This is a genomic window from Spirosoma taeanense (assembly GCF_013127955.1).
GTDB lineage: Bacteria > Bacteroidota > Bacteroidia > Cytophagales > Spirosomataceae > Spirosoma > Spirosoma taeanense.
Window position 1 is genome coordinate 2,761,295 of the sequence record NZ_CP053435.1, and the last position, 25,601, is coordinate 2,786,895.

Sequence of the window (25,601 nt, forward strand, 5' to 3'; positions counted from 1 at the left end):
ATGCGAACTACGTATATTCTGCTGGCTCTGTTAGCCGGACTGACAACCGCCTGCCGTCAGCTTAAACCCGCTCAGACCTCCCTCAACCGGGTTGAATCGGTCAACCCACTAATGGGAACCGACTCTAAACCGTCGCTTTCCAATGGCAATACGTATCCGGCCATTGCGCTGCCCTGGGGCATGAATTTCTGGATGCCACAGACCGGTCGAATGGGCGACGGCTGGGCCTATACCTACGCGGCCGATAGAATCCGGGGGTTCAAACAGACGCACCAGCCGTCGCCCTGGATGAACGATTACGGGCAGTTTTCGATCATGCCCCTGACGGGAAAGCCTTATTTTGAAGAAGACAAACGGGCCAGCTGGTATTCGCACAAAGCCGAGGTTGCTAAACCCTATTACTACAGCGTTTACCTGGCCGATCATGACGTAACGACCGAAATTGCTCCAACGGAACGGGCCGCGTCGTTCCGCTTTACGTTCCCCGACACCGACAGCGCCCAGGTGGTTATTGATGCGCTGGATAAGGGCTCGTATGTGCGGATCATTCCCGGCGAGCGTAAAGTGATTGGCTACACAACCCGCAACAGCGGGGGCGTACCCGCCAATTTCAAGAATTACTTTGTGCTGGTCTTCGACAAACCCTTTGACCGTCAGGCCATCTGGCAGAACGGCCAGTGGGTGAGCAGTCGGCTGGAACTACAGGCCGACCATGCCGGGGCGGTGGTGGGTTTCAAAACCCGTAAAGGTGAACCTGTCCATGTTCGGGTGGCTTCATCGTTCATCAGCATCGAACAGGCCGAGCGTAACCTGAACGAAATCGGCGCCGATAGTTTCGAGACGGTCAAAGAAAAGGCGAAGACGGCCTGGGACCGGGAGCTGAACCGGATTCAGGTGGAGGGCGGTACGGTCGAACAGACCCGGACGTTTTATTCGTGTCTCTATCGGTCGCTGCTGTTTCCACGTAAATTCTATGAGCTGGACGAGGGCGGTAAAGTGGTGCATTACAGTCCCTATAATGGCAAGGTCCTGCCCGGCTACATGTTCACCGACACCGGCTTCTGGGATACCTTTCGGTCGCAGTTTCCGTTTCTGAACCTGCTGTATCCGTCGCTGAACGAGCACATCCAGGAAGGACTGGCGAATGCCTACAAGGAAGGCGGCTGGCTGCCCGAATGGGCGAGTCCGGGTCTGCGGAACACGATGATCGGCTCCAATTCGGCGTCGATTGTGGCGGATGCCTATCTGAAAGGCCGACGTAATTATGACATCAACGTACTCTACGAAGCCGTGCTTAAAAATACGCAGCACGAAGGCCCGATGGATGCCGTTGGCCGCCGGGGCGTAAGCTATTACAACCAGCTTGGGTACGTACCCTATGACGTAAAGATCAACGAAAATGCCGCCCGAACGCTCGAATACGCCTACGACGACTTTGCAATTTATCAGTTAGCCAAAGCTCTGAAACGTCCGCAGGCCGAGATCGACCTGTTCGCCAAACGCTGCCAGAACTACCGGAATCTGTTCGACCCGAAAACAGGGCTAATGCGGGGCCGCAACAAAGACGGTTCGTTCCAGTCGCCCTTCAACCCCTTCAAGTGGGGTGATGCTTTCACCGAAGGGAATAGCTGGCACTACACCTGGTCGGTCTTTCACGATGTGCAGGGACTGATGGACCTGATGGGCGGCTCGAAGAAGTTTGTTGCCAAGCTGGATTCGGTCTTTACGTTGCCCCCGGTTTATGACGAAAGCTATTACGGCAGCGTTATACACGAAATTCGGGAGATGCAGATTGCCAACATGGGCCAGTATGCCCACGGCAACCAGCCGATTCAGCACATGATTTACCTCTATAACTACGCGGGCGAACCCTGGAAAACGCAGTACTGGGTACGTGAGGTGATGAACCGCCTATATCTGCCCACCCCCGACGGGTACTGTGGCGACGAGGACAACGGGCAGACCTCGGCCTGGTACGTTTTTTCGGCAATGGGCTTCTACCCGGTCTGTCCCGCTACGGATCAGTACGTGCTAGGCGCGCCCCTGTTCAAGAAGATGACTCTGCAACTGGAAAACGGCAGGCAGATCGTAATCAATGCGCCGGACAACAGTGAGCAGAACCGGTACGTCAAAGCCCTGAAAGTGAACGGTAAAGCAAGCAGTAAGAACTGGCTCAGTCATCAGGCGCTGATGCAGGGCGCTACCCTTACGTTCGACATGGCGGCAACTCCCAATCAAGGGCGGGGGACGCAGCCGGCCGATTTCCCGTATTCGTTTTCAGCCCAGAAGCCCTGATTCCCTTTCGTTTTAGAATAGATTCTAACTCATGAATAAACGCTTTCTTCTTTCAATTGCCTGTTTTCTGCTCATCAATCTTTCGGTTCGGGCGGGGCGGGTCGATACCATTCAGGTCGAGAGTAAGGCCATGCACAAAGCGATCAAGTGCGTGGTCATCACGCCGGATCGATACAGCACGGCCGCCAGTGAGCGGTTTCCGGTGGTGTATCTGCTGCATGGCTACAGCGGCAATCATAGCGACTGGATTCGCAAAGCGCCCGAGCTGACAAGCTATGCCGACCGCTACGGGGTGATTATTGCCTGTCCCGATGGGCAGAATAGCTGGTACCTCGACAGTCCGGTTAATCCGGCGAAACGCTTCGAGACCTTCGTGACGGGCGAACTGCTGCCCTATATGGATGCAAACTACCGCACGCAGGCCGACCGGCAGCACCGGGCCATTACGGGTTTATCGATGGGCGGACACGGAGCGCTGTATCTGGCTGTGCGGCACCGGGATTTGTTTGGGCAGGCGGGTAGTCTGAGTGGTGGGGTAGACCTCCGGCCGTTCCCGAACAACTGGGACCTGAAAAACCTGCTGGGCGAAGAAGCGACCAACCAGAGCAACTGGGACACCCACTCGGTTATCAACGTCATTGATTCGCTGCAGAACGGTGATTTGCGGCTGATGGTCGAATGCGGTACGGCTGACTTTTTCTACGAAGTAAACCGGAATCTGCACCAGAAACTCCTCCAGCGGGCCATCGCCCACGACTATATCGAACGACCTGGCGCCCACACCTGGGACTACTGGCGGGGTAATATCGAATACCAACTGCTGTTCTTTCGCAAAGGCTTCCCCGAAGAAAAATAAGCATTCGGCTTGATTAGCAGGTAACAGGCGGACAGGATACTTATCCTGTCCGCCTGTCTTATTAATAGGGATCATTGGCTGAAACTTGCCGGCCGGAGTAAATAGAAAATGGCAGCTCGGATCTTTTACCCGTAAACGGAAGAAACGCCGAACCGACATTCCTATGCACGTCTCGATAAAGCAACTAGCCTTGCGCCGGTTTTTATATCTGTTGGTAACCCTCAGCGGGCTGATGCATGCCGCCATGGCGCAAACCCCGGCGACGGCGACCATACCCCTGCCCGAGCACCCCCGGCCGGATTTTGAACGGACGAACTGGCTGAACCTGAACGGCGACTGGGCCTTTCGCTTCGACTCAGCGGATGTGGGCCTGCGCGAACACTGGTTCACGGGTACCCAGACGTTTCCCCTCACCATCCACGTACCATTTCCGTGGGGAGCACCCCTGTCGGGCGTAAAAGATCAGGCCGATATCGGCTGGTATCAGCGTTCGATCAGCGTACCGGCCGACTGGCGGGGGCAGCGCGTCTTTCTGACTATCGGCGCCAGCGACTGGCTGACGACTGTCTGGCTCGACGGTCAGGAACTGGGCAGACACGAGGGCGGTTACACGCCCTTTTCATTCGAGCTCACGCCCCATCTGAAACCCGGACAGGCGCAGCGGCTCGTCGTGCGGGTGGATGACAAACGGCGGCAGTTTACGCTCTACGGCAAGCAGGGCTATGGCAACGCCCGGGGTATCTGGCAGACACCCTATCTGGAAACGCGGGGCGACGCTTACATAGAAGCCCTGCATTTTACGCCCGATATTGACGCCAATAAAGTACGGGTAACCGCCTACCTGCCCAGTCCAGCCCCGAATGATCTGCGGCTTGCCCTTAACATAGGAGAGGGCAATTCGGCTGTCAAGACTCAGCAGACCATCCGGAAAGGTCAGCAGCAGGTAAGCGTTGACGTAGCCCTGCCCAATGCCCGTCGCTGGACCTTAACCGACCCGTATCTGTATCCAGTTGAGGCCACCCTGAGTGGCAGCGGCAAAACCAGTGATAGGGTAAAAAGCTACCTGGGTATGCGCAAAATCTCGGTCGTGAACCTGCCCGGCACCCAGATTCCTTACGTAGCGCTCAATAACGAACCGATCTATCTGCAGCTTACGCTCGATCAGTCGTATCATCCGGAGGGGTACTATACGTTCCCCAGTGATGCGTTCATGCGCGAAGAAGTGCTGAAAGCCCGTCAAATCGGGCTTACCGGCATCCGAACCCATATCAAGGCCGACATTCCGCGCAAGCTGTACTGGGCCGATCAACTGGGCGTGCTGGTCATGGCCGACCTGCCCAATAGCTGGGGCGAACCCGATTCGCTGGCACGTCGGGAGTCGGAATACACCCTGCGCGAGATGATCAAACGCGATTATAACCACCCGGCCATTTTCTCCTGGATTACGTTCAACGAAACCTGGGGACTAACCACCAAACAGAAAAAAGACGGTAAAGATGTGGCTAACTACCTGCCCGAAACCCAGAAATGGGTAGCGTCGGTGTACCGACTGGCCAAATCGCTGGACCCCTCGCGGCTGGTAGAAGACAACTCCATCTGCTGCGGACGGGGCCATACCGAAACCGACCTGAACTCCTGGCACGAATACCTGCCGGGCTACGAATGGGATGCGTATCTGAGCAAGCTGACAAAGCAAACCTTCCCCGGCTCGACGTTTCATTTTGAAAAAGGCTATAAACAGGGTAACCAGCCCATGTTCAACTCTGAGTTTGGCAACGTCTGGGGCTACGAGGGCAGCACCGGCGATGTGGACTGGAGCTGGGATTACCACCGGGCCATCAACGCGTTCCGCCAGTATCCGCAGGTGTCGGGCTGGCTCTATACCGAACATCATGACGTCATCAACGAATGGAACGGCTACTGGCGCTATGACCGCTCGGAGAAGGAACTGGGCGTTGGCGAACTAGTGCCGGGCATGACCATCCGCGATTTCCACGCTCCGCTCTATATCTCTACCGGGCAGGACATTGCCCGCACGGCCCCGGCAGGCGCTACCGTCGCCATTCCGCTCACGGCGTCGTTTATGACCGGCCAGACCGATCTGGGTCAGAACCTGACGCTCACCGCTAAACTTTACGGCTGGGATGCCCTCGGGCAGTCGAAGACCTGGTGGTCGGCTACCCGGAGTGTGCCGTACAAGCCCTATCTGCAACAGAACCTCGACTCCCTGCGGGTGCCCATGCCCAACGAAAAAGCGGTGGCCGTACTGGCGCTGGTGCTTACCGATGCGTCGGGCGCGGAGCTGCACCATAACTTCATGTCGTTTGTGGTGAATGCGCCGGTACCGGCCACCGTTACGCTGGCCACCAACCGAAAAGCCCGCGTGCTGACGACCCCGGCCAGTCAGTTCAAAAACGCCAAGTGGAGCCTGAAGCAGTGGAACGTACTGGAGGGTAAAAAGGTGAATGGGGCCGGGTCGGGCTTTGTGGAATACCGGATGACCTGGCCAAAGGATGTTTCGATAAACGGCGTTGAATCGGCTTCGTTTCTGGTTGAAGCTTCGGCCAAACAGCTCTTTACCAAAGACCGGGAAGGCATAACGATGAAGGATGCCGACACGGATTATATGCTCGGCAAGGGCGTCAACGACCCGAGCAAGAACCCGAATGCCTATCCCATGACCGACCAGACGCGCTTCCCGAGTGCCGTGACGGTGCGCTGCAACGGGCAGGTTGCCGGTCGCTACGAACTCCCCGACGATCCCGCCGATCACCGGGGCATTTTGTCGTGGCACGCCCAGCCGCAGGATCGTAAACTCCGCGAGGCTGGCTCGTATGGGTATAAGCTAACCGTACCGCTACCCACGGAGGCTCTCCAGCAGGCAGCCCTAACGGGCGAGCTGGTGATTCGGCTGGAAGTTGACGACAGCCTGCCGGGCGGACTGGCGATCTATGGTTCCGAGTTTGGCCGCTACCCCATCGACCCGACGGTGCTGCTGGTGCTGAAGCCCTGATTGAGCCTGAATACATCGCCTTTATGACCTTCACCATGATCGTTACACGCTTACGCCTGGCTGCGCTGCTTGCCCTGAGTCTTCTGGGCAACACCTATGCTCAACCCAGGCCCAATGCCAGTCAAAACTCCGCGCCCTTTGCCGGTTACGTTAACAATCGCCACCCGCTGCGGCCGAATCCATATATTGAACTGCCCCTGGGAGCTATAAAAGCGCAGGGCTGGCTGAAAGAGATGCTGATCCGGCAGAAAACTGGCGCTACCGGACAACTGGATGAGCTGTATCCCCTCGTGATGGGCAAACGGAATGGCTGGCTCGGTGGCGATGGTGACCAGTGGGAGCGGGGCCCTTACTGGATTGATGGGCTATTGCCGCTGGCCTATCTGCTGGATGATCAGGCGCTGATTGCCAAAACCAAACCCTGGGTGGAATGGGCCATTAACAGCCAGCAGCCTAATGGTTACTTCGGCCCGTTAAACGATTACCCACACGAAGCGGGCATGCAGCGCAACAACTGCCAGGACTGGTGGCCCAAGATGGTGATGCTAAAAATCCTGAAGCAGTACTACTCGGCAACCAAAGACCCGCGCGTGATCAAGCTGATGACGAATCGCACCGACAGTTCGGGTGGTAATACAAAACAGGAGCTGGCGGCCGGGCGCGACAAGGTGCTGGAAACCGCCCTGAATCGACTAGACAATCTGTAAATTGAATAACGGGCGAATGGCCGGGGGTATGTCGGCCAGACCGTTCGCCTGCTATATTTACGGATAGCTGAGAATGCCTCAGACGGCCGGTGGCATGATTTACTCTGATCAGGACCGTAATGCTCAAAGTATAAACCCGTACGATAATGTCAGATCAGACTGCGCAGGAGCGCGCCCGAATGCCCACCGGATGCAATCCTGTACTGGAGCGAAGAACCGTTGAAAATGGGAACCGTAACCTCCTGAAATACCTCCGGCCAGGTCTTTCGGTGCTCGATGTGGGATGCGGTACGGGTGCCATTACGCGCAGCATGGCGCGGCTGGTCGGGCCAACGGGCCACGTGTTGGGGATTGACCCCAATGCCGACCTGATTGCGCAGGCTCGTCAGCAGGCCACCGACCTGCCCGGACTGGCTTTTCAGCAGGCCGACATTTACGCCTTTGACACGACGGAGCAGTTCGATCTGGTGACTTGCGCCCGCACCCTGCAATGGCTGGCTCGTCCACGCGAAGCGCTGTTGCGCATGAAGCAGCTGGTAAAACCGGGCGGGTATCTGGCCGTCCTCGACTTCAATCACGAGAAGATACGCTGGACGCCCGAGCCACCCTCTGCCATGCAGACGTTTTACCGGGCGTTTCTGCAATGGCGGCAGGATGCGGGATTTGATAACGCCATCGCCGACCATCTTCAGGAACTGATGACCGGAATTGGTCTGGAGGCCATACGAGTTGACGATCAGTCGGAGGTGGCGCAACGTTCTGATCCGGATTTTAACGTAACAAGCCGACTGTGGGCCGAGGTCGCCGAACTGCGTGGCCCGCAGCTGGTAAAGGCCGGTTATCTCACCGAAGACGAACGACTGCGGGCCATCGCCGACTATGATGAGTGGATCGCCAGCGCGGGCGAGTCGATGACGGTGTATCTCCTCGCCGTAGAGGCACAGCGTACGTTATAACCTGAGTGCAAGAACCTCGTGGGCCAGTTGCCAGCGGCCGTTACGTTTGCGCCAGATGCGCAGAAACCCCTGCCGGACTGTCCCCGCTTTTGGGTTACCATAGGGGTATAGCCCAGGTCGCCCGAAGCAGCCGTAATGGCTTGCAGAGGCTGGTAATCAATTTGCTGGGTTGATGCCATAGCCAGTTTTCTGGCGGCTTGTCTGAACGATGGCATAGCTCCTTCGCGCATCAGACGAATCGAGTCGCTGGCGGGCAGTACGGTCGTATCGAATGAGCTATCAATTGAATCTGAAGCCTTATGTTTCGACAGTTAGAGGAAGCCGAACCGTAACCTGCGTTGGGCCAGAAGCCGAGCTGGCAATGGTTAACTGGCCCCGGTTGAGTTCAACCAGCTTTTTGGCAATAAACAGGCCTAGTCCCGAGCCCTGCTGTTCATAATATAGGCGGTCGAACTGCGTATAGGGGGCAATATAGGCTATGTCTTCGGCCTTAAATTCACGTCCCCAGTTGGTCACCGTGAGGATATACTGCTTTTCCGTTTGTTGGCCTGTTACCTCAATCTCACAGCGGGGAACCGAGAACTTTATCGCGTTGTCGATCAGCTCTTCCAGAATCTTGGTCAGATTCTGGGCGGATATCTGGATAGGGGCGGCTGCTACCGTAATCTGGGCGCTGAGCTTCAGTTCATGTTCCCTGCGGATAGACTTATAAATCTGCTGGACCAATGGCTCGAACACCATCGAGCTACCGGTAGAGAATGACTCATAAGCTGCTGATCGGCTGTCTAACCGGATTAGCTGGTTCGTTAGCCGTTCATTGTCCAGCGTTCGTTTCAGGCGAAGGCTACAAACCATCATCATCTCCAGCATGGACTGGGTTTCGTCCTTATCGAACGAGCCAAGTCCGTCCTTCATCAGATTGATTAGCCCCATAATGCCGGCCAGGGGCGTGTTGTGTTCATGCAGTGATACCCGCCCGAGGTTCGCCAGATATCTATCCAGCTGAAATTGCAGATCGGAAGCCCGGTTTTTCTCGCGCTGCAACCGGCTTTCAATTGCCTGCACCAAATCTTCATTGGTGAATGGCTTAAACAGGTAATCGTCGGCACCGAGCGACATACCTCTGCGCAGATCGATCGCTTCAGCTTTGGCCGTCAGAAAAATAAACGGAACTGTACGTAAAGCGCGATCGGTCCGAATGGCTTCCAGAACCTGGTAGCCGTCGAGTTCAGGCATCATTACGTCGCACAGGATCAAATCGGGTTGCGACTGCATCGCCTGAATAATGCCTGCCCGCCCATCAGCGGCTGCCTCAACCGAAAAGCCCTGCAGGGTCAGGAGTTCGGCTAAATTCTCCCGAATCTGTAGTTCATCTTCAATGATTAATAACTGCGGTTTCAACGAAACGAGCTGATTTAAGTGTCACGAAAAATCGTCAATAACTAGTTAGACGACAGAAGGTCCGCAGGTAACAGGCAACGTAACCGTTACGGTCGTCCCCTGATTTTCAATACTTTCTACGTGGATAGTCCCCCCGTGTAGTTCCACGAACTGGCGGACAATTACGAGCCCTAAACCGGAACCATGAATATTTACGGCGTTTCGGGCGCGGAAAAAGCTGCTGAACAAGTTCGGTAATTCGTCGGCGGGGATACCAATCCCCTGGTCGGTAACGGCTATCGTGAGCTGCTGATTGAAACTGATCGAGAGTTCAGGATTGGTGGACGAGAATTTAAACGCGTTCGAGAGCAGATTAATCAGCGTATGCGTGATCAATTTGGGGTCCACACGGACCAGACACGGGGCTCCCCGGACAATTACGTTCACCCGCCGGTTGTCTTTCCATTCACTGAAATGCGTGCTCACAACTTCATTCGTTAAGGCTAACATATCGACTGGCTGCGGAGAAAAAGGAATCTTCCCGGCGTCCATTTTTCCAAGCATCAGCACATCGGCAAGTAGTTCACTGAAATTGGCGATTTCCCGCTCAATGACATCCAGATGTCGCCCGACTGCCGGAAGCCCCGTTTCGGGGGGGCGCTCCAGATACAGACGGATCAGGTCAACACTCGATTGGATGGTTGCCAGTGGCGTTCGGAATTCGTGCGACGCGGTGGCAACAAACTGCGATTTCATCCTGTTCAGTTCCTGTTCCCGGATCAGGGATTGCTGCAGCACCAGTTCCTTTTCCTTCTGATCGGTAATATCACTGGCAATGCCAATGAAGCGGAGGGGTTTGCCGTGCTGGTTCTTCAGAGTAAAGGTTCGCGAGTTAATCCAACGAACCGAACCATCAGCTTTCCTGATGCGGTACTGAACCGTGGAAGGTTCACCATCTTTATAACTCACCAGGGCCTTTCGGGATGCCGGTCGGTCTTCCTCCAGAACCCGCTGGAAAGCCGAAGACTGATCGGCATATAGACTCTGGCAGCTTAAGCCCCAGATACGCTCGTAGGCAGAATTAACGTACTGTAGTTCGAAGGGATTCGCCGAATGGATAAAAATAACCTCGTCGATGTTTTCGGCAAATTCAAGAAACCGCTGATTGCTTTCATGAAGCGCGTCCAGCGTTTCCTTCCGGTCGGTGATGTCGGTTATCGTGCCGGTGGTGCCAACGGGAGCCCCCTCGTCATTGACCAGCAACTGACAGAACACTTCAGCCCAGCCCAGATCGCCGTTTTTTTGCTGATACCGGATGGTGTGGCGGAACGACGAGTGCGGAGTCGTCAGCAGGTTTTCGAATAGACGATACAGCTGCAACTGATTCCGGCGGGAAAGAAACCGATGGAAAGGCTGCCCCAGCGATTCCTCCGTGGGCAGACCCGTCAGAACAGTCCAGTAAAGGTTCAGAAACGTCCAGTTGCCCTGTAAATCGGTTTTATAAACCACTTCCCTGAGGTTATCGACCAACTGGCGGTACTGCTCTTTACGCTTCCGGAGCGTCTGTTCGGCCTGCTTTTGTTCCGTTACGTCCCAGACAACCCCAACCAGGCGAGCCGGCTTTCCGGTCTCGTTCCGCAACACTACGCCCTTGCATTGAATGTAGCAGAAACGACCACTGGGCTGGATTATGCGCTGCTGGAAGTCAAAATAGTCTGTCCCCTGTTCAAGATCGGCTAATCTTAGCAGTAACTGCTGCCGATCGTCCGGGTGCACATGCTTCATAACATCCGCCAGATTTGTGATGGTCGTTTGTTCGGAGAGGCCATAAACCCGGTAGAGCTGCTTATCCCAGACTACGGTATCCTGATGAAGGTCATATTCCCAGATACCCTGTTTAGCCGCCTGAGTAGCCAGTTGCAGCCGTTCATTGACCCGTTGCAGCCGGGCTGCTGCCGATCTGGATTCGGTGATATCGCGCGCGGATGTATAAAACAGGTTACCGTCCAGAACCAGCCGCCATTCGATGAGCCGATAGCTACCGTCTTTTGACCGCATCCGGTTGACCAGCTTATCGACATAACCCCGCGTGAGGCCTTCCTGAACCGCAGCTAACGTATACGCAGTATCGTTAGGGTGAAGATAAGTGAAAAGGGACTTGCCCTGTACCTCAGCGGTCGAGAGACCGAGCATAGTTTCCCAGGACCGGTTTAGCCGGACAATGGTACCGCCTGGCGTGGCTATACAATGCAGGTCGAGCGAACTGTTAAAAAACACGTTCAGCTGGCGGTTCTTCTGCATCAGCTCCTCCTCGGCTTTCTTCAGGGGTGAAATGTCGGTAGCCAGGCCAATATAGCCAATGAGGTTGCCTGCCTCATCGCGCATGGCCGTTGTAGTGAGCAGAACAGGCATCCGTTGTCCCTGTTTAGTCAGCAGCCTGCATTCATCCCCATGGGAGTACGACTCCAGCTTATGAAAGCTAAACCGGAGTTTAAGCCGGTCGGGGCGATGCGAGACAAACGGGCCTTTAGCTTCCGGAGGATCTATTGACTCCATGAACCGAGTGCTGATTTTTCCGATCAGCTCATCGGCCGTATAGCCCAGTAGGCGTTCAGCCGCCGGATTGACCGTCTGAATCCGGCCTTTGGTATCGGTCGAGAGGATGGCCTGCCCGGCATGATTCAGAATGGCTTTCTGCATGGCCAGCAGGTGGCTCATCTCGGTTGTTCGCTCCGCAATAATCTGCTCCAGGTTTTCGGTATGGGCCTGTAGCTGCTCCTCAATTTTTTTGAGAGGGGTAATATCCTGAATCGTCAGCAGCACCCGCTCCCCAACCGGAACCAGGGTAATTGTACTCCATACCGGACCCGTCGGTAAGTTGAACTGCGGTTGAAAATGACGCGGTTCGCGGGTTTGAACAACCGTTGTCAGTTGGTCAAACATACCCTGCCGAACAACGTTCGGAAACAACGCCTTCAGGCTGTTTCCGTTCATGGCTTCAACGCTGTAACCCGTAATAGCCGAATTGGCCGGATTCGTGAAGACGTACTGGAAATCAGTGATGGTTTCCCTGTCCCGCAGTACGTCCAAGAGAACCAGCCCGGCCGGGCAGTTGCTGACCACCGCCTGCAGAATATGGTTGCTATCGTGAAGCTGCTGATTCGCTTTTTTAAGCAGATTCTGACTTCGACGCAGCTTCAGGAGCGAAACGACCTGTCGGGCCAGGGCTTTGAGGGTCGTTACCTGTTTTTCAGAAAGCCGCCGGGGCTGGTGATCAACGACGCATAACGTTCCTAAAGCCTGCCCGGCCTCGTCAATGAGCGGCACACCGGCATAAAATATAACCCCCGGTTCCTGCGTGGTGTAGGGAAAGTGCGCAAAGCGTTCATCCAGGCGGGTATCCTGAATTTCCAGTAACTGCTCCGGAGTCTGAATCGCGTATGAGCAGAAAGAATACTGGCGGGGCGTTTCTCTGACTGCAATCCCGTGGGCTGACTTAAACCACTGGCGATGCTCGTCGACAAACGTAATCAGCGAAACAGGCGTCTGACAGATATAGGAAGCGATCTGGGTGATGTCGTCATATTCCTCTTCCGGTAACGTATCCAGAATATCGTAGCTGGCCAGCGCTTCCAGTCGCTGCATTTCGGCTGCGGGTTGCGACTGCTGCTGGAGGGAGTCTGCTTTAGTGGTGTTCACAGGTCTGCAAAGGAATGAGTCAGGTTGTTTACTGGTATTTTTCACCCTATTGTCTGTACGTCGGTCCTTCTAAACTAAGAAAACAGGAAACTTTCATGAATGACCATAGGAACATTCTAAAAAAAGAGAAGTCTGGTACAAAAATTGTTTGATTAGTTTTGCTTGCGTTGATCCACCCGGATCCCCTCGTAATTTTTGTTGTTCTTTTTTTCCATTCTCCGTACGCACGATGAACAGTATTGTTACCAGATCAACGGTTGAGACCGGCAGTAGACCCGTAAGCCTACTTGCCTGGCAGCATGAGATTGAAAGCCTGTACAATATCTATTATCTGATCGATTCGCTGTTGGGTCAGTCACTCCGTTTGCCGGCAGAAACCACTGACCGATACCGAAACCTGCAATGGCTCCTGATGAAAACGGTCGAGCAGTTTCTGGCTGAGATGGATGAGCAAACAGAACTGGATAAATCGCAACCCACGACGATGGAGCTGTTGAGAAAGCACATAACAATTATGAAACGACTTAATGCGTACGCGAATATGGTTCTCAGTTAATGACTGCCTGATTCCTTGCTGGTGAGATAGATACAAGCCTACGACTGACAGAAGCCGTAGGCTTTTTTTCATTAATCGGGGTTTGCTCTCAGCTGGTGTTTCTGCCGGTAGCGAAGCGGAGACTGACCGTTAACTTCTTTGAAACAGAACGAAAAATAGGAGAGACTCGAAAACCCACACCGGCTGGCGATCTGCTGCAGGCTCAGGTCCGTCCGGACCAGAAAGGCCGTTGCCCGACGCAGCCGGTAGTCTCTCAGGATCTCGCTGAAACTTCTATCAAGGTATTTTTTCAGATTGCGCTGCAGGGCCGAAAGACTCATGTTCATTGTTTGCGCCATACATTCGGCGGTCAGCGAAGCATCGTCCAGATGACGCTCTAACTGCTCCGTGAATGATTTAACAAACTGAATCTCTGTTTCATTGCCCACTGCCGACTGCGCTGATTGCTGAAGTAAAAACTCCGTTCGAAGATTCGTAAGGTTATTAATCTTCAATAACAGCTCTTTGTGCAGAAAGGGCTTGAACAGATAATCAACCGCGCCTTCTTCCAGCCCCTGAATCATATCCTGCTGAGCGACTTTGGCCGTTAGGAAGATGATTGGTATAGAGCGATAGCAGATGTGACGCTTAACGGCCCGGATAAACGTAATCCCGTCCATCTGAGGCATCATAATATCGCACAGAATTAAATTAGGCGAAAAACCAGGGAGTAACTCAAAGGCCTGAACGCCATTCGAAGCTGATCGGACCTGGTGGTTGTTGAGCTCAAGCTGTTCACAAATATTTTCCCGTAACTGCACATCATCCTCAACCACTAAAACTCTCGCCATACTTATACCATATACTAACAAAGCTGTAAAGATACGCTTAATTGTCAAGCTATTTCCCCAAAGGAGGTTTAAAAGGCCTTGTTTGTATACATGAACGATATATTGGGTCTCTGAATGTGAATCAGGGTTACATTGCTTATTCGTTTAAGGGTGCAGAACTACACAGCAACATGCCAGCAACGTATCTAGAAAGAAAACCAGCCTCGTAGATTTTTTTTCGAGTATAGGCATATTGATATCTATACCCTTTGTAGCTGTGACTGTAATAAGTCGTCTCTTTCTGCCCGACAGCGTTCAGAACGATGTAAGATCATTGAAGTGGTTGGCCTGGCACTTTAATACACTTCGGCCCAAACGAAAAAAGTGCAGATCATGCGTCGTTGGGATGCTCCCTCCCTTAAAAAAACTAAGCGGTAAATTCATAGAACGGAGTGAAAGCCAGCTTGAATTTCGCCTTCCAGTTACTAAGCTGATCGAAGCTTTTGTCGTTTACCGGCAGTTTACGCCACTTTACCGTGATTCCCGACATCTGTGGGGGAGATATGCTAACTTTCTGACTTCATGATTGCTTATGAGTCGAAACGCAGCGCTTGTTGTCATTCACCTGCTGGCTTGTCTGGCTTTTCTGGCCTTGCCATACCTGTTCATTGAAGACGGGTTTTCCAAATTGGCCGAGCTGCCTGTCAATCCGCATGAGCAGCGGAATCTGCTGTCCTATCTGCTGACCATCGCGTTTTTCTACGTCAACTTTTTCTGGCTGATTCCCCAACTCTACTTCGGGCGGAAATACGTGCTGTACGGGCTGTGTGTATTGGGATGCTTTTTGCTGGTGCAGGGAACACTCACTACGATTAATCGGCACGGGATTCCGTTCACCAACCGCCCGATGCAGTTACCACCGCCACCTCAGGAGGCCGGACCAACCGGGCCGCCCGCCGGTCAATTACCTCAACGGCCTTCTGCACGACCAGATCGCGCACCGGTGCAACCGGGTTTGCCTCCTGAAATCAGCCAGACGTTTTTTCTGTTTCTGGCGGGGCTGCTGCTGTCGCTGGCCATCCGGATCAACAACCGCTGGCGCGAAACCGAGCGGGCACGGCTCCATACCGAACTGTCGTACCTGAAAGCACAGATTAATCCGCACTTTCTGTTTAATACGCTCAACAGCATTTATTCGTTGGCTATCGAGCAGTCGCCGGCTACGGCCGACGCCATTGTGCAGCTTTCGTCGTTTCTGCGGTACGTCATTGCCGAAGGCCATCAGAACCGCGTAGCCCTGAGCCATGAACTGGCCTACATCGGCCACTACATTGCCCTGCAGCAACTGCGATTGGCGGATACCGTACCAGTTCAATACACCACGGAGGGTAACCCCGGTAATTTGCAGATTGCCCCGCTGCTGCTGATTTCCTTTATTGAAAACGCCTTCAAATACGGCGTCAGTCCGCAGGAGCCGTCCCGCATCGATATACGTATCGAGCTGACCGGAAACCGACTTTACGGTTACATCTTCAATCGGAAAGTTCGCGTGGCCGATTCGACGGCCGTTGGCAGCGGCATCGGTCTGTCCAACGCCAACGCCCGCCTGCAACTGCTGTATCCGGGACAGCACGAGTTGCGAATCCTGGATGAACCGGATAGTTTCACGGTCGAACTCTTGCTAACGCTGTCATGATCCGCGCCATCGCTTTAGACGACGAACCGCCCGCGCTGCGGGTGCTGAGCCACTTCTGTCAACAGGTGGAGTTTATCAATCTGGAAAAAACATTCACCCGCACCGACGAGGCCCAGCAGTACCTGACAGACGTAGGCGCCGACCTGCTGTTCCTGGACATTAACATGCCGTTCATCTCCGGAACGGATTTTTATCGGGCGATCAGTCAGTCGGCGAGCCAGCCGCCCATGGTGATTTTCACCACGGCATACGCCGAGTATGCCGTGGAAGGCTTTACGCTCAACGCCGTGGACTATCTGCTCAAACCCTTTACGTTCGAGCGGTTTTTGCAGGCCGTTACCAAGGCGCAGGATTACGTCCGCTGGCAGCAGCGCACCAAATCAGCCGAGGAGTATCTCTTTATCCGAGCCGATTATACCGTTTACAAGGTTGTTCTAACCGATATCCTGTTCATCGAAGGTCTGGACGACTACCTGAAAATTCATCTGGAGTCCAGCAACCGACCGATTGTGGCGCGGATGACCATGAAGTCAATTCTTGAAAAATTGCCGGGTGCCGATGCGCCCAACAGCCCGTTTGTGCGGGTGCATCGGTCGTTTATCGTGCCCTTTAGCCGGATCGAAGGCATCCGCAACAAGACCATCCTGCTGGCCGGGCGCGGAATCCCCATTGGCGCCAGCTACGAGCCGGGCTTGCTGGGGCGTTTTCGGTCGTAATTCATTTCTTCCCAAGTAGTTACGGGATTTGTTGCCGAATCTGGAAAAGGCAACAAACGGCTGCTCTTTGCTGTCATCCGGGCCTAATTACTGACCGCTATCCGTTCTTATAAGCGCATCGAGTTCATAAACCGACACATTAAGCCAGTTTACCGCTAAGTCGCGAGGGGTTGCAACGGAGCCCCGGGTCCACTGCGTTATGTAGATAAATAAGGCTAGTAACCAACCGATAAAATCATCCCCTATGTTTGGCTTAGGCACTTCCGAGATCGTGCTGATTCTCTGTTTTATTCTCTTGTTTTTCGGCGCTAAAAAATTGCCCGAATTAGCGCGTGGACTGGGTAAAGGCATCCGCGAATTCAAGGATGCGACGAACGATATTCAATCAACCATCGACGAAGCCTCGATTCGCTAACCCCCAGTTAAATAAAGTACTATGGAACGTAAAGAATTTTTGAAACGCGGCTTCAGCAGTCTGTTGGGCGTAGCGGCCCTGGTTCCTGTGATGGGGGCCTGCTCGGATACAACCGTCGACCCAGCCAGCACTACCAGCACAACCACGGGCGGTACGACCACTTCGACCGGCTCCACGAACGGCAGTTCCTCCAGCGACTGCACCGTTACGGCCTCCGAAACCGAAGGACCGTTCCCGACGAAAGTGCCGGCCAACTTCGTTCGTAAGGACATCCGCGACGACCGTACGGGTATTCCCCTCGCCATTACGATCACCATTAAGAATGCAAATAGCAGTTGCGCTGCGCTGGCGGGTGCGCTGGTGGATATCTGGCACTGCGACAAGGATGGTTATTACTCCGAGTATGGCGGGTCGGGTATGCAGAGTGTCAATCTCACCAGCGTTGACTTTTTGCGGGGGCGTCAGACGACCAACGCCGATGGTTCGGTTAGCTTTACGTCAATCTTCCCCGGCTGGTATTCGGGTCGGGCACCGCATATCCACGTACATGTGTATAACGCCAGCGGAAAATCATTGCTGGTGACCCAGATTGCGTTCCCCTACGATATCACCAACACCGTTTACACAACGGGGCAATCGTATGGCTACACGAAAGGCGCGCAGGATACCAAAAACGAACGCGACAATGTGTTCGGCGACGGCTACACGAATGAGTTGGGCACGGTTTCGGGTAGTAACAGCGCAGGCTATGCGTTAACCCACACGATTGTGGTCAAGGCTTAATTCAGGAAACACCCTGCCGGATGGATAAGCGCATCCGGCAGGGTGTTTCTTTTTCGTTTGCCCTTCGGGGGCTAAATCAGCAGATGGCAAAGGGTCTTATCCAGTTAAGTTATTGCAAGATTATCGACGCTTCGGCCTCGAAGCCCTGGGATAAAGCGGTGTTTGACGATACCTATCAGGAGTTTTTTATGCAGGCGCAGCTCTATAACCCCGAAGCGAAATACCAGACCTTCCGGGAGCTACTCGACAACGTACCAAATGCCGAGCAGTTGCACTACCTGACCAGTCGGGTAGCAATGGGGGATCTGAAGCAGTTGAACCAGCAGATCCCGGACGTGGTCAACGCTTTCGGGAGACTTTTTTTGCCCTTCACGCAGTTTAAATTCGAGATTCTGGCCTCACATGTAAAGAAGAAGGAAGCGCACCGGATTGCCATCTTCTTTTACAGCGACCCACTGACCTGGATTGATACCGTAGCGGACAAACTTCTGATTGCCTACGGGGATCAGCGGGCGGCTTTGCAGGCGGGGCAGGAGGTGAACACCGACCTGGTTGCGCTACAGCCAAACCTGAGCATTTGGTCCTATCAGCCTTTAAACTCTGTCGGATAATGGATACCCAGACAATGGCTCAGATCTACCTGGCTGATCAGCGGGGACGCTCGGAAAGCGCTTCGGTCCATAGCCGCCATACCTTCAATGTCGGAGACTATGCGGCCGAGGGGCGCGAGCCGTTCGGGGCTCTATTACTTCTGAATGAAGATACCCTACGGGCCGGGGCCAGCCTGACGATGGCGGTTCAGGAGCCGACGGAGGTAGTGCTGCTGCCGATTGTGGGCGGGCTTGAGTATGCGTATGCGGGAACATTCAGCTTTGCCGAGCCCGGCCAGTCGGTGGTGCTGTCGCTTGCCGCCGGAATGGCCTACACCGTCAGCAATCCGTATGAAAGCGAGTTTATCAACTATATCCAATTCTGGTTAACGAAACCCCAGTACGATTTTGCCCCGGTCGTCAGCCAGACCGAATTTGATCTGGCTAGGATGAATACGTTGCTGCCGTGCTTCGGCGAGCCATCCGGCTATCAGGGATTTATAGGCCGGTATTCTGGGCGGCAGGAGGGGACGTATACTGTGACAGCAGCGACTGACAGGCAGAACCGCCAACTGTTTGTCTTCGTTGTACAGGGTGTTTTTGAAGTGGCGAACCGGCTGCTGCACGACCGGGATGGCCTGGCGTTAACCTGCGATCAGGCCGAGGTACTTGAATTTGAAGCCCTGTCGAATGACGCCGTTCTGATTGTGATCGACCTGGCAACTGCCGATCAATAGCGTTCAGGCTGCGTTCGACACGGTTAAAACGTAAAACGGGGCACAACGTCAAGTGCCCCGTTTTACGTTTTTGCCTTTTAGTATTCGTTTATAGATTCCCTTTCCGAAGTTCTTCAACTGCATGGTTGGCGGCCCGGGCCGTAATGGCCATAAAGGTCAGCGACGGGTTCTGCGTCGAGGTCGAGGTCATGCAGGCCCCATCCGTCACGAAAACGTTTTTGCAGGTATGGAACTGGTTCCACTTATTGAGCAGCGAGGTTTTGGGGTCTTTACCCATCCGAACACCACCCATCTCGTGAATATCCAGTCCCGGCGCTTTATTCGGGTTGTCGTGGGTCTGGATGTTTTTGAAGCCGGAAACCGTCAGCATTTCGCTCATCTGCTCGTGGAAATCCCGGATCATCTTCTCGTCGTTATCGTCGTAAGCCACCGAGATTTTCAACTGCGGAATCCCCCAGGCATCGGTCAGGCTGGAATCCAGCGCTACGAAGTTACTTTCTTTCGGGATGGTTTCGCCCATCATGTGGGAGCTTACCCGCCAGTTGCCGTACTTGGGCTGCATCAGGCTGTTTTTCAGGTCTTCGCCCATGCCCGACGTATCGACATCGGTCGCCCGGCTGGAACCGAAACCGGCCGCATAACCGCGCAGGAACCGGGACCCCGGACCGGTCGTTTCCTGCTTGAATACGTTCCGGAAGCGGGGAATGTAGCTGCTATTCGGGCGGATGCCTTCGGTGGTCGTATCCTGAAAACCATCGTGCTCGGCCGAGATCCCTGTGCGGAAGTTGTGGAATGCTACGTATTTGCCCAGCAGGCCGTTGTCATTACCCAGTCCGTTCGGGAACCGGTTCGATTTGGAATTCAGCAGCACCAGGTTGGTATTCAGGCAGGCTGCATTGACGAAGATGATTTTGGCGTAATACTCCGTCATTTCTTTCGTATGTGCGTCAATGACCCGAACGCCCGTAGCCTTGTTTTTCTTTTCGTCGAAGATGATCGAATGCACGACCGAGTCGGGGCGGAGCGTCAGTTTGCCGGTTTTGGCGGCCCAGGGCAGGGTAGAGGAGTTACTGCTGAAATAGCCACCGTAGGGGCAGCCCCGCTGGCATAACGAACGATTCTGACACTGACCCCGGCCCTGCTGTAAATGGATCGGCTGAGGCTTGGTCAGGTGCGCGCAACGTCCGATAATGATGGGGCGCGTACCGTTGTAATGCTTCGCCATCTGCTCGGTGAAGTGCTTTTCCACGCACGACTGCTCATGCGGAGGTAAAAACTCGCCGTCGGGCAGTTGCGGCAGGCCGTCTTTATTCCCCGAAATCCCGGCGAACTTTTCGACGTAACTGTACCAGGGGGCAATATCGGCGTAACCAATGGGCCACTCCACGGCGAATCCGTCGCGCGCCGGACCCTCAAAATCGTACTGCGACCAGCGTTGCGTACCCCGCGCCCACATCAGCGATTTTCCGCCCACCTGGTAGCCCCGAATCCAGTCGAAAGGCTTCTCCTGCACATAAGGATGCTCGGCGTCTTTGACGAAGAAATGGTTGGCATCCTCCCGGTTTGCGTAGCAGCGGCTGGCAATGGGGTTGGCGTCGCGATACTCTTTGGTAAGCTGGCCGCCATGCTGAAATTCCCAGGGCTGCATCATGGTGGTTGGGTAGTCGGTAACGTGCTTTACGTCGCGGCCACGTTCCAGAACGAGCGTGCGTAAGCCTTTGCCGGTTAATTCTTTGGCGGCCCAGCCGCCACTAATGCCCGAGCCAACCACAATGGCGTCGAACGTGCGTTCTTTAGCGGAATCTATATTTAAAAAAGACATGCGATTTCGGGATAAAAGGAAAACTGAATACGTAATGCCGGGTTACTTCGTACCATTCACGGCCAGCTTGGATACGGGTACGCAACCATGATAAAAACCCGGAGCCATGGTGAACTTCTGTACATTAACCAGGTAATACTCTGAGTTGGTGTAGCCCTGAATGGTCAGGCGTTTAGCGAGATCGACAAAGGGCTTACCCGCCGGATCGGTTGAGGCCACCATTCGGGAAAGAACGTCCAGCCGCTGGGGGGCATCACAGGCCGCGAACGCTTTGCTATACGCCTGCTGCGCGGTGGTTTCGGTCAGGGCAAGTCCCTGCTGTAAGGTTGTCTGCGCGGATTCGCCGTAGCAGTCCTTAATCATCCGCAGGGCAAACTGGTGAACCTTCAGCGATTTGGCACCGGGGGTACTAGTTTCCGGAATGAACGTTTCGACGATTTCGCCCAGCAGGGTTTCCTCGTCGAACGATACCAGAGAAACAGGCCCGACGGAATCGGGCGTCCAGCTTGATGCCCAGGCCGGAAGGCTCACTAGGCCGCCGAAGGTCACAGCCAGGCTTTTTAGGGCAGAACGTCGTTGCATAAGAGACTTGTTAGGTAAACGTCAGACGGCCATCGGACCGTCCAATCGGTTATGAATTGGGTATATTCAGGTAATCAGGGTAATACGTTACGAAACAGTTTGTCCGGCCCGTTCGAGGAGCTGTTTGGTGGCGCGGATGCCGTCGTCTTCACTAAGCCGGTTGCCGGAGTATTCAATACCGATGTAGCCCTTGAAGGCAGAGGTCTTTCCTTTCTTGGCGATCTGCAGCATGCGTGGGTAATCGATAGTCGTTTCATTCCCCTGCGCATCGAAATCGCGCGATTTGGCACTCACGCCATTAGCGAAGGGCATCATCTCCTCAACGCCCAGATAACGATCATATACCGATGTTTCGTTTAGTTTGAAGTTGTCGAAATCGGGCAGTGTACCGGCGTATGGGTTATTAATCTGACGGATTACGTTCGTGAGCCACTTGCCATCGGACGAATAGCCGCCGTGATTCTCGACAATAATGCCAATCATGTTCTTGGCCCCGTACTCGGCCAGCCGCCCCAGCCCGTCAATGCTCGCTTTGGCAACGTCCTCCGCCGAGCCTTTACCACGCAGGTTGACCCGGATGGAATGGCAACCCAGGAACCTGGCGGCATCGACCCATTGATAGTGGCTTTCGACGCCCTGCTTCCGTTTGGCATCATCGGTATCCGCCAGTGGTCCGGCCGTATCGACCATAATCAGGACATTACGTACCCCTAAGTCGCCGGTACGTTTTTTCAATTCGCTCAGGTATGGCTGATCCTTGGCTTTGTCTTTGAAAAACTGATCGACATACTCTACGGCACTGATACCAAAGTCATTTTTGGCTTTGGCGGGGAACTCCAGGTTCGTCAGTTTGCCCGCCTGCAGTGTCCGGTGCAGCGACCACTCGGCCAGAGAAATAGCAAAGAATGGCTTTTTAGTGGGAATTCCGCCACTTGCTTCCAGCGGAAGGTTAGCCAGTAAACCCAGGCCGGTGGTCAGGCCAAGGTGTTTCAGAAAATCGCGACGGGATGAATACATAACAATAACCGTAAAAAATGTTGTCTAGTTCGGAAGGGCATCGGGGTGGACTCATTGCGAACGTAAGTCGTGCGTTCGGTTTCTGAGCTAAGCATAAAGAGGACAGTTACCAGCAGAGAAAACATTAGCAGAATCAGCCAGAACCGGTTGGCTTTCGCCGATCACGATAGCGTATAGACACGGCCCATATCCAGCGCCTTTACACTCGTTAACGAGACCTTCTGAAGTACGTTAGGGCCAGAAGTTTTATAAAGAAGGCTACTGGTTAAAGTTAAAATTAACTGGGAATAGTCTAATCCTGAACAATCCCAAAGGTACATCAAAAAGCCCGGTCGAACTGCGTAATTTACGTAATATTGTCCTCAATTTGCGCAGTGGGCGGCTTCGATTATTTAAAGTGGCATGGAATGAAGCTGACGGTATTCATTTGGAGAGCAGCCTTTTACGTCTCTAAACTGACGGGCCAGGTTCTTGGTGTCCGGAAAGCCGCACTCAATAGCCAGCTCATAAATTGATTTATCCGTTTCGAGCAGTTGCCGTGCAAACTTGTCCATACGTAGCCGGAGAATATACTGATATACCGGCAGGCCGGTGATGGCATGAAACCGGATTTCGAAGGCTCGTCGGGAGAGGGCTACCTGCGCTAACACCTGCGTTACGCTAAGATTCTGGTCGATATGCTGGTGAATGTAGCGCAGCGCCTGCTGGATAGCCGGATCGCTGGTTGCGAACATATCGGTCGATGCGCGCTCAATCACCTGAATGGGCCGGACAACAATGCTGGGTCCGGTCAGCGACCGGCTGCTCATCAACTGGTCGAGCAGGGCTGCGGCCTGATACCCACCCTGCACAGCCGCCAGACTAATGCTGGACAGGGCCGGGTCGGAGATGTTGCAGATAATATCGTCGTTATCGACGCCCAGCACGGCCACTTCTTCTGGAATGCGGATACCCGCGAGTTTGCAGGCTTCGGTGATGTGCTGGCCCTGGTCGTCATCGCAGGCCATTAGGGCAATCGGTTTAGGCAGGGATTTCAGCCACTGGCTGAGCGACGAGGGTTTGTAGTACCAGAGTTCGCCCGATCGGGCTTTTTCGTGCTCAAAATAATAGACCGTGTGGCCGTGCTGTTTCAGCGTCTCTTCGTAGCCCTGCGCCCGCTCCCTCGACCAGACGAAGGTGTTGAAGCCATAGAACGCAAAGTGCGCGTAACCTTTCTGGAGGAAATACGTAGCCCCTAGTTTTCCGGTTTCGTAATAGTCGCCGGTAATGTTCGGCACATTGCTGAACCGTTCTTTAAAGTCCTGAGCGATCAGCGGAATTCCCGCCTGGGTAATCACCTCTGCGTCTTCTTCCCGGTACAACTGCGCGATCAGGCCATCAGTGCCCCAGTCTCTGGCCCATTGCAGGATTCCATCAGCCCCCAGCGTTTCGCGAAAAAACAGCGGCATCCGGCAGAATACCCAGGGGCCATGTTCTTTAGCGTAGGCTGTAATTCCGCGAAGCAGGCTTTTGCCGTAATCTTCCGAAAAATCGGAAAGTAAAATGACCTTGGGCATAGCGTAATCTAACGGGCAGTGCGCTCGGTGACGGGAGGAGCAGCAAACCGAACCTCGACTAACCGGCTCCCCATGCTCCAAAAATGCAAAAAAAAGGAGATTTGAAAATTTTTAAAATATTATTCGGTGTAAAAGAGTATCGGCCGTTTGTTCCTGCATCTTTCCTTAAAATGGCATAACGAGTTTTTTTGTATGCAGGATAACAGGCATTTCGAGCCCGAGGATTTAGCGACTGATCCTTCTTTCCAGCGTTGGCAGCTGCACGACGACCCCGTCGAGGCTAGTATCTGGCAGGAGTGGCTGGTTCAGAATCCGGACAGAAAAGAATCCATCGAGAAAGCGTCGGTACTGCTGAACAGCATTCGGGTGGGATACGCAGAGGAGCCTGAGGGAAATCGAACTGTTTCTGATCGGGAGGTTCAGGAAGAGATCCACCGGCTATACCAGTCCATCGACGCCCCGCGCGTGCTGTCGGTGAAATGGTTTCAGCGCACGCCCGTTCGGTATGGCATGGCGGCCAGCGTACTGGTTATCCTGGGGCTGTTTGGCTGGTATCTGCTGCATCCGTTCCGGGCTCAAACCGAGGTTACGTATGGGGAACTGGTGGCGCAGGCCCACAATCCCCTGAAAGAAGTGATCAATACGAGCGCCAGTCCGCTCGTGGTGAACCTGCCCGATAAGAGTACGATCCTGCTTTATCCCCGGAGCCGGGTTAGCTATTCAAGTCATTTTTCGGGCGTCAGGCGTGAAGTGTATTTACTGGGTGAAGCGTTTTTTGAAGTTTCGAAGAATCCATTAAAGCCTTTTTACGTGTATGCCGATGGTCTGGTTACGAAGGTGTTGGGAACCAGTTTTCTGGTGCAGACCAACGAACGGGCCGGGCAGGTGAAGGTAATCGTGAAGACGGGTAAAGTGTCCGTATTTGCCCGGAATCAGATGCCTTCACCGGAACAGAAAGAGGACTACAAACTGGGTGGTACGGTGCTGACGCCAAACCAGCAGGTGGTTTTCTCGGCCGAGGAAACCCGCCTGGTGAAAAGTGTGGTGCAGGACCCGGCCCTGCTGAAAAAGTCAATTCAGAAAGAGTCGTTTAATTTTAAGCGCACCCCGATCACGAACGTATTCGCTACGCTTGAGCAGGCCTACAGCATCAAAATCATTTACGACGAGGAACTGATGAAAAACTGCTATCTGACGGCTACGCTCTACGATGAGCCCCTGTTTGAAAAGCTGGATCTCATCTGCCGAACCATCAACGCCGACTACGAGCAGCTCGATGGCTATATCGTCATTAACAGCCCCGGCTGTAACTAATCCATCAACGTTTCAGAGGAAAGTCGAAACTCTTTAAAACCGCAGCCTAACCTATGACGTAACCCGGAACTCTCTAAAAAAGCAAAGTCGAAGATGCGCCAA

The 25,601-nt window shown here is 54.0% G+C and carries 20 protein-coding genes; 13 read left to right on the forward strand and 7 right to left on the reverse strand.

The window, feature by feature from the left end:
• From HNV11_RS11650 to HNV11_RS11670, 5 genes are all read left to right on the forward strand, one after another.
• Window positions 1-2,295: a GH92 family glycosyl hydrolase gene (locus tag HNV11_RS11650; protein ID WP_171739828.1), complete on the forward strand. Its 2,295-nt coding sequence runs from the start codon at window positions 1-3 to the stop codon at window positions 2,293-2,295.
• Between the two features lie 31 nt (window positions 2,296-2,326).
• Window positions 2,327-3,151, forward strand: coding sequence for an alpha/beta hydrolase (locus HNV11_RS11655; protein ID WP_171739829.1), 825 nt, complete (start codon window positions 2,327-2,329; stop codon window positions 3,149-3,151).
• Between the two features lie 163 nt (window positions 3,152-3,314).
• Complete coding sequence (locus tag HNV11_RS11660; protein ID WP_240163948.1) at window positions 3,315-6,164, forward strand: glycoside hydrolase family 2 protein; 2,850 nt, start codon at window positions 3,315-3,317, stop codon at window positions 6,162-6,164.
• Window positions 6,165-6,187: 23 nt separating this feature from the next.
• Window positions 6,188-6,871, forward strand: a complete 684-nt coding sequence (locus HNV11_RS11665) for a hypothetical protein (protein WP_317168108.1) — start codon at window positions 6,188-6,190, stop codon at window positions 6,869-6,871.
• A 146-nt stretch (window positions 6,872-7,017) separates the two neighbouring features.
• Window positions 7,018-7,827 carry a class I SAM-dependent methyltransferase gene (locus HNV11_RS11670; RefSeq protein WP_171739830.1) on the forward strand — a complete coding sequence of 270 codons (810 nt, stop codon included), beginning with the start codon at window positions 7,018-7,020 and terminating at the stop codon, window positions 7,825-7,827.
• 297 nt (window positions 7,828-8,124) lie between these two features.
• On the opposite strand, the gene HNV11_RS11675 is transcribed toward HNV11_RS11670, so the two are convergent.
• Window positions 8,125-9,228: a hybrid sensor histidine kinase/response regulator gene (locus tag HNV11_RS11675; RefSeq protein WP_171739831.1), complete on the reverse strand. Its 1,104-nt coding sequence runs from the start codon at window positions 9,226-9,228 to the stop codon at window positions 8,125-8,127.
• Window positions 9,229-9,273: 45 nt separating this feature from the next.
• The gene (locus tag HNV11_RS11680; protein WP_171739832.1) at window positions 9,274-12,906 is read right to left on the reverse strand and encodes a sensor histidine kinase; all 3,633 of its coding nucleotides are present in this window, start codon (window positions 12,904-12,906) and stop codon (window positions 9,274-9,276) included.
• 229 nt (window positions 12,907-13,135) lie between these two features.
• Here HNV11_RS11680 and HNV11_RS11685 point away from each other — a divergent pair, with 229 nt between their 5' ends.
• A complete protein-coding gene (locus HNV11_RS11685; protein ID WP_171739833.1) occupies window positions 13,136-13,462 on the forward strand; it encodes a hypothetical protein in 327 nt (108 codons plus the stop codon).
• A gap of 71 nt (window positions 13,463-13,533) precedes the next feature.
• On the opposite strand, the gene HNV11_RS11690 is transcribed toward HNV11_RS11685, so the two are convergent.
• Complete coding sequence (locus tag HNV11_RS11690) at window positions 13,534-14,292, reverse strand: response regulator transcription factor (protein ID WP_171739834.1); 759 nt, start codon at window positions 14,290-14,292, stop codon at window positions 13,534-13,536.
• A 571-nt stretch (window positions 14,293-14,863) separates the two neighbouring features.
• Here HNV11_RS11690 and HNV11_RS11695 point away from each other — a divergent pair.
• The 6 genes from HNV11_RS11695 (at window position 14,864) to HNV11_RS11720 (ending at window position 19,208) form a co-directional block, all read left to right on the forward strand.
• Window positions 14,864-15,967: a sensor histidine kinase gene (locus HNV11_RS11695; protein WP_171739835.1), complete on the forward strand. Its 1,104-nt coding sequence runs from the start codon at window positions 14,864-14,866 to the stop codon at window positions 15,965-15,967.
• Window positions 15,964-16,683, forward strand: a complete 720-nt coding sequence (locus HNV11_RS11700; protein ID WP_171739836.1) for a LytR/AlgR family response regulator transcription factor — start codon at window positions 15,964-15,966, stop codon at window positions 16,681-16,683. Before HNV11_RS11695 ends, HNV11_RS11700 begins: the two co-directional genes overlap by 4 nt.
• A 244-nt stretch (window positions 16,684-16,927) precedes the next feature.
• Window positions 16,928-17,098, forward strand: coding sequence for a Sec-independent protein translocase subunit TatA/TatB (locus HNV11_RS11705; RefSeq protein WP_171739837.1), 171 nt, complete (start codon window positions 16,928-16,930; stop codon window positions 17,096-17,098).
• A 21-nt stretch (window positions 17,099-17,119) separates the two neighbouring features.
• A complete protein-coding gene (locus tag HNV11_RS11710) occupies window positions 17,120-17,881 on the forward strand; it encodes a dioxygenase family protein (protein ID WP_171739838.1) in 762 nt (253 codons plus the stop codon).
• Between the two features lie 20 nt (window positions 17,882-17,901).
• Complete coding sequence (locus HNV11_RS11715) at window positions 17,902-18,492, forward strand: hypothetical protein (RefSeq protein ID WP_240163949.1); 591 nt, start codon at window positions 17,902-17,904, stop codon at window positions 18,490-18,492.
• Entirely contained in the window at window positions 18,492-19,208 is a 717-nt protein-coding gene (locus HNV11_RS11720; protein WP_171739839.1) for a pirin family protein, read from the forward strand. The genes HNV11_RS11715 and HNV11_RS11720 overlap by 1 nt, the downstream gene beginning before the upstream one ends.
• 88 nt (window positions 19,209-19,296) lie before the next feature.
• Here HNV11_RS11720 and HNV11_RS11725 read toward each other — a convergent pair whose 3' ends face one another.
• From HNV11_RS11725 to HNV11_RS11740, 4 genes are all read right to left on the reverse strand, one after another.
• The gene (locus tag HNV11_RS11725) at window positions 19,297-21,030 is read right to left on the reverse strand and encodes a GMC oxidoreductase (protein WP_171739840.1); all 1,734 of its coding nucleotides are present in this window, start codon (window positions 21,028-21,030) and stop codon (window positions 19,297-19,299) included.
• Between the two features lie 42 nt (window positions 21,031-21,072).
• Complete coding sequence (locus HNV11_RS11730) at window positions 21,073-21,612, reverse strand: gluconate 2-dehydrogenase subunit 3 family protein (RefSeq protein WP_171739841.1); 540 nt, start codon at window positions 21,610-21,612, stop codon at window positions 21,073-21,075.
• An 87-nt stretch (window positions 21,613-21,699) separates the two neighbouring features.
• The gene (locus tag HNV11_RS11735) at window positions 21,700-22,629 is read right to left on the reverse strand and encodes a sugar phosphate isomerase/epimerase family protein (protein WP_171739842.1); all 930 of its coding nucleotides are present in this window, start codon (window positions 22,627-22,629) and stop codon (window positions 21,700-21,702) included.
• Between the two features lie 392 nt (window positions 22,630-23,021).
• A complete protein-coding gene (locus HNV11_RS11740; protein ID WP_171739843.1) occupies window positions 23,022-24,185 on the reverse strand; it encodes an AraC family transcriptional regulator in 1,164 nt (387 codons plus the stop codon).
• A gap of 192 nt (window positions 24,186-24,377) precedes the next feature.
• On the opposite strand from HNV11_RS11740, the gene HNV11_RS11745 reads away from it, so the two are divergent.
• Window positions 24,378-25,499, forward strand: coding sequence for a FecR family protein (locus HNV11_RS11745; protein WP_171739844.1), 1,122 nt, complete (start codon window positions 24,378-24,380; stop codon window positions 25,497-25,499).
• Window positions 25,500-25,601: the final 102 nt, after the last annotated feature.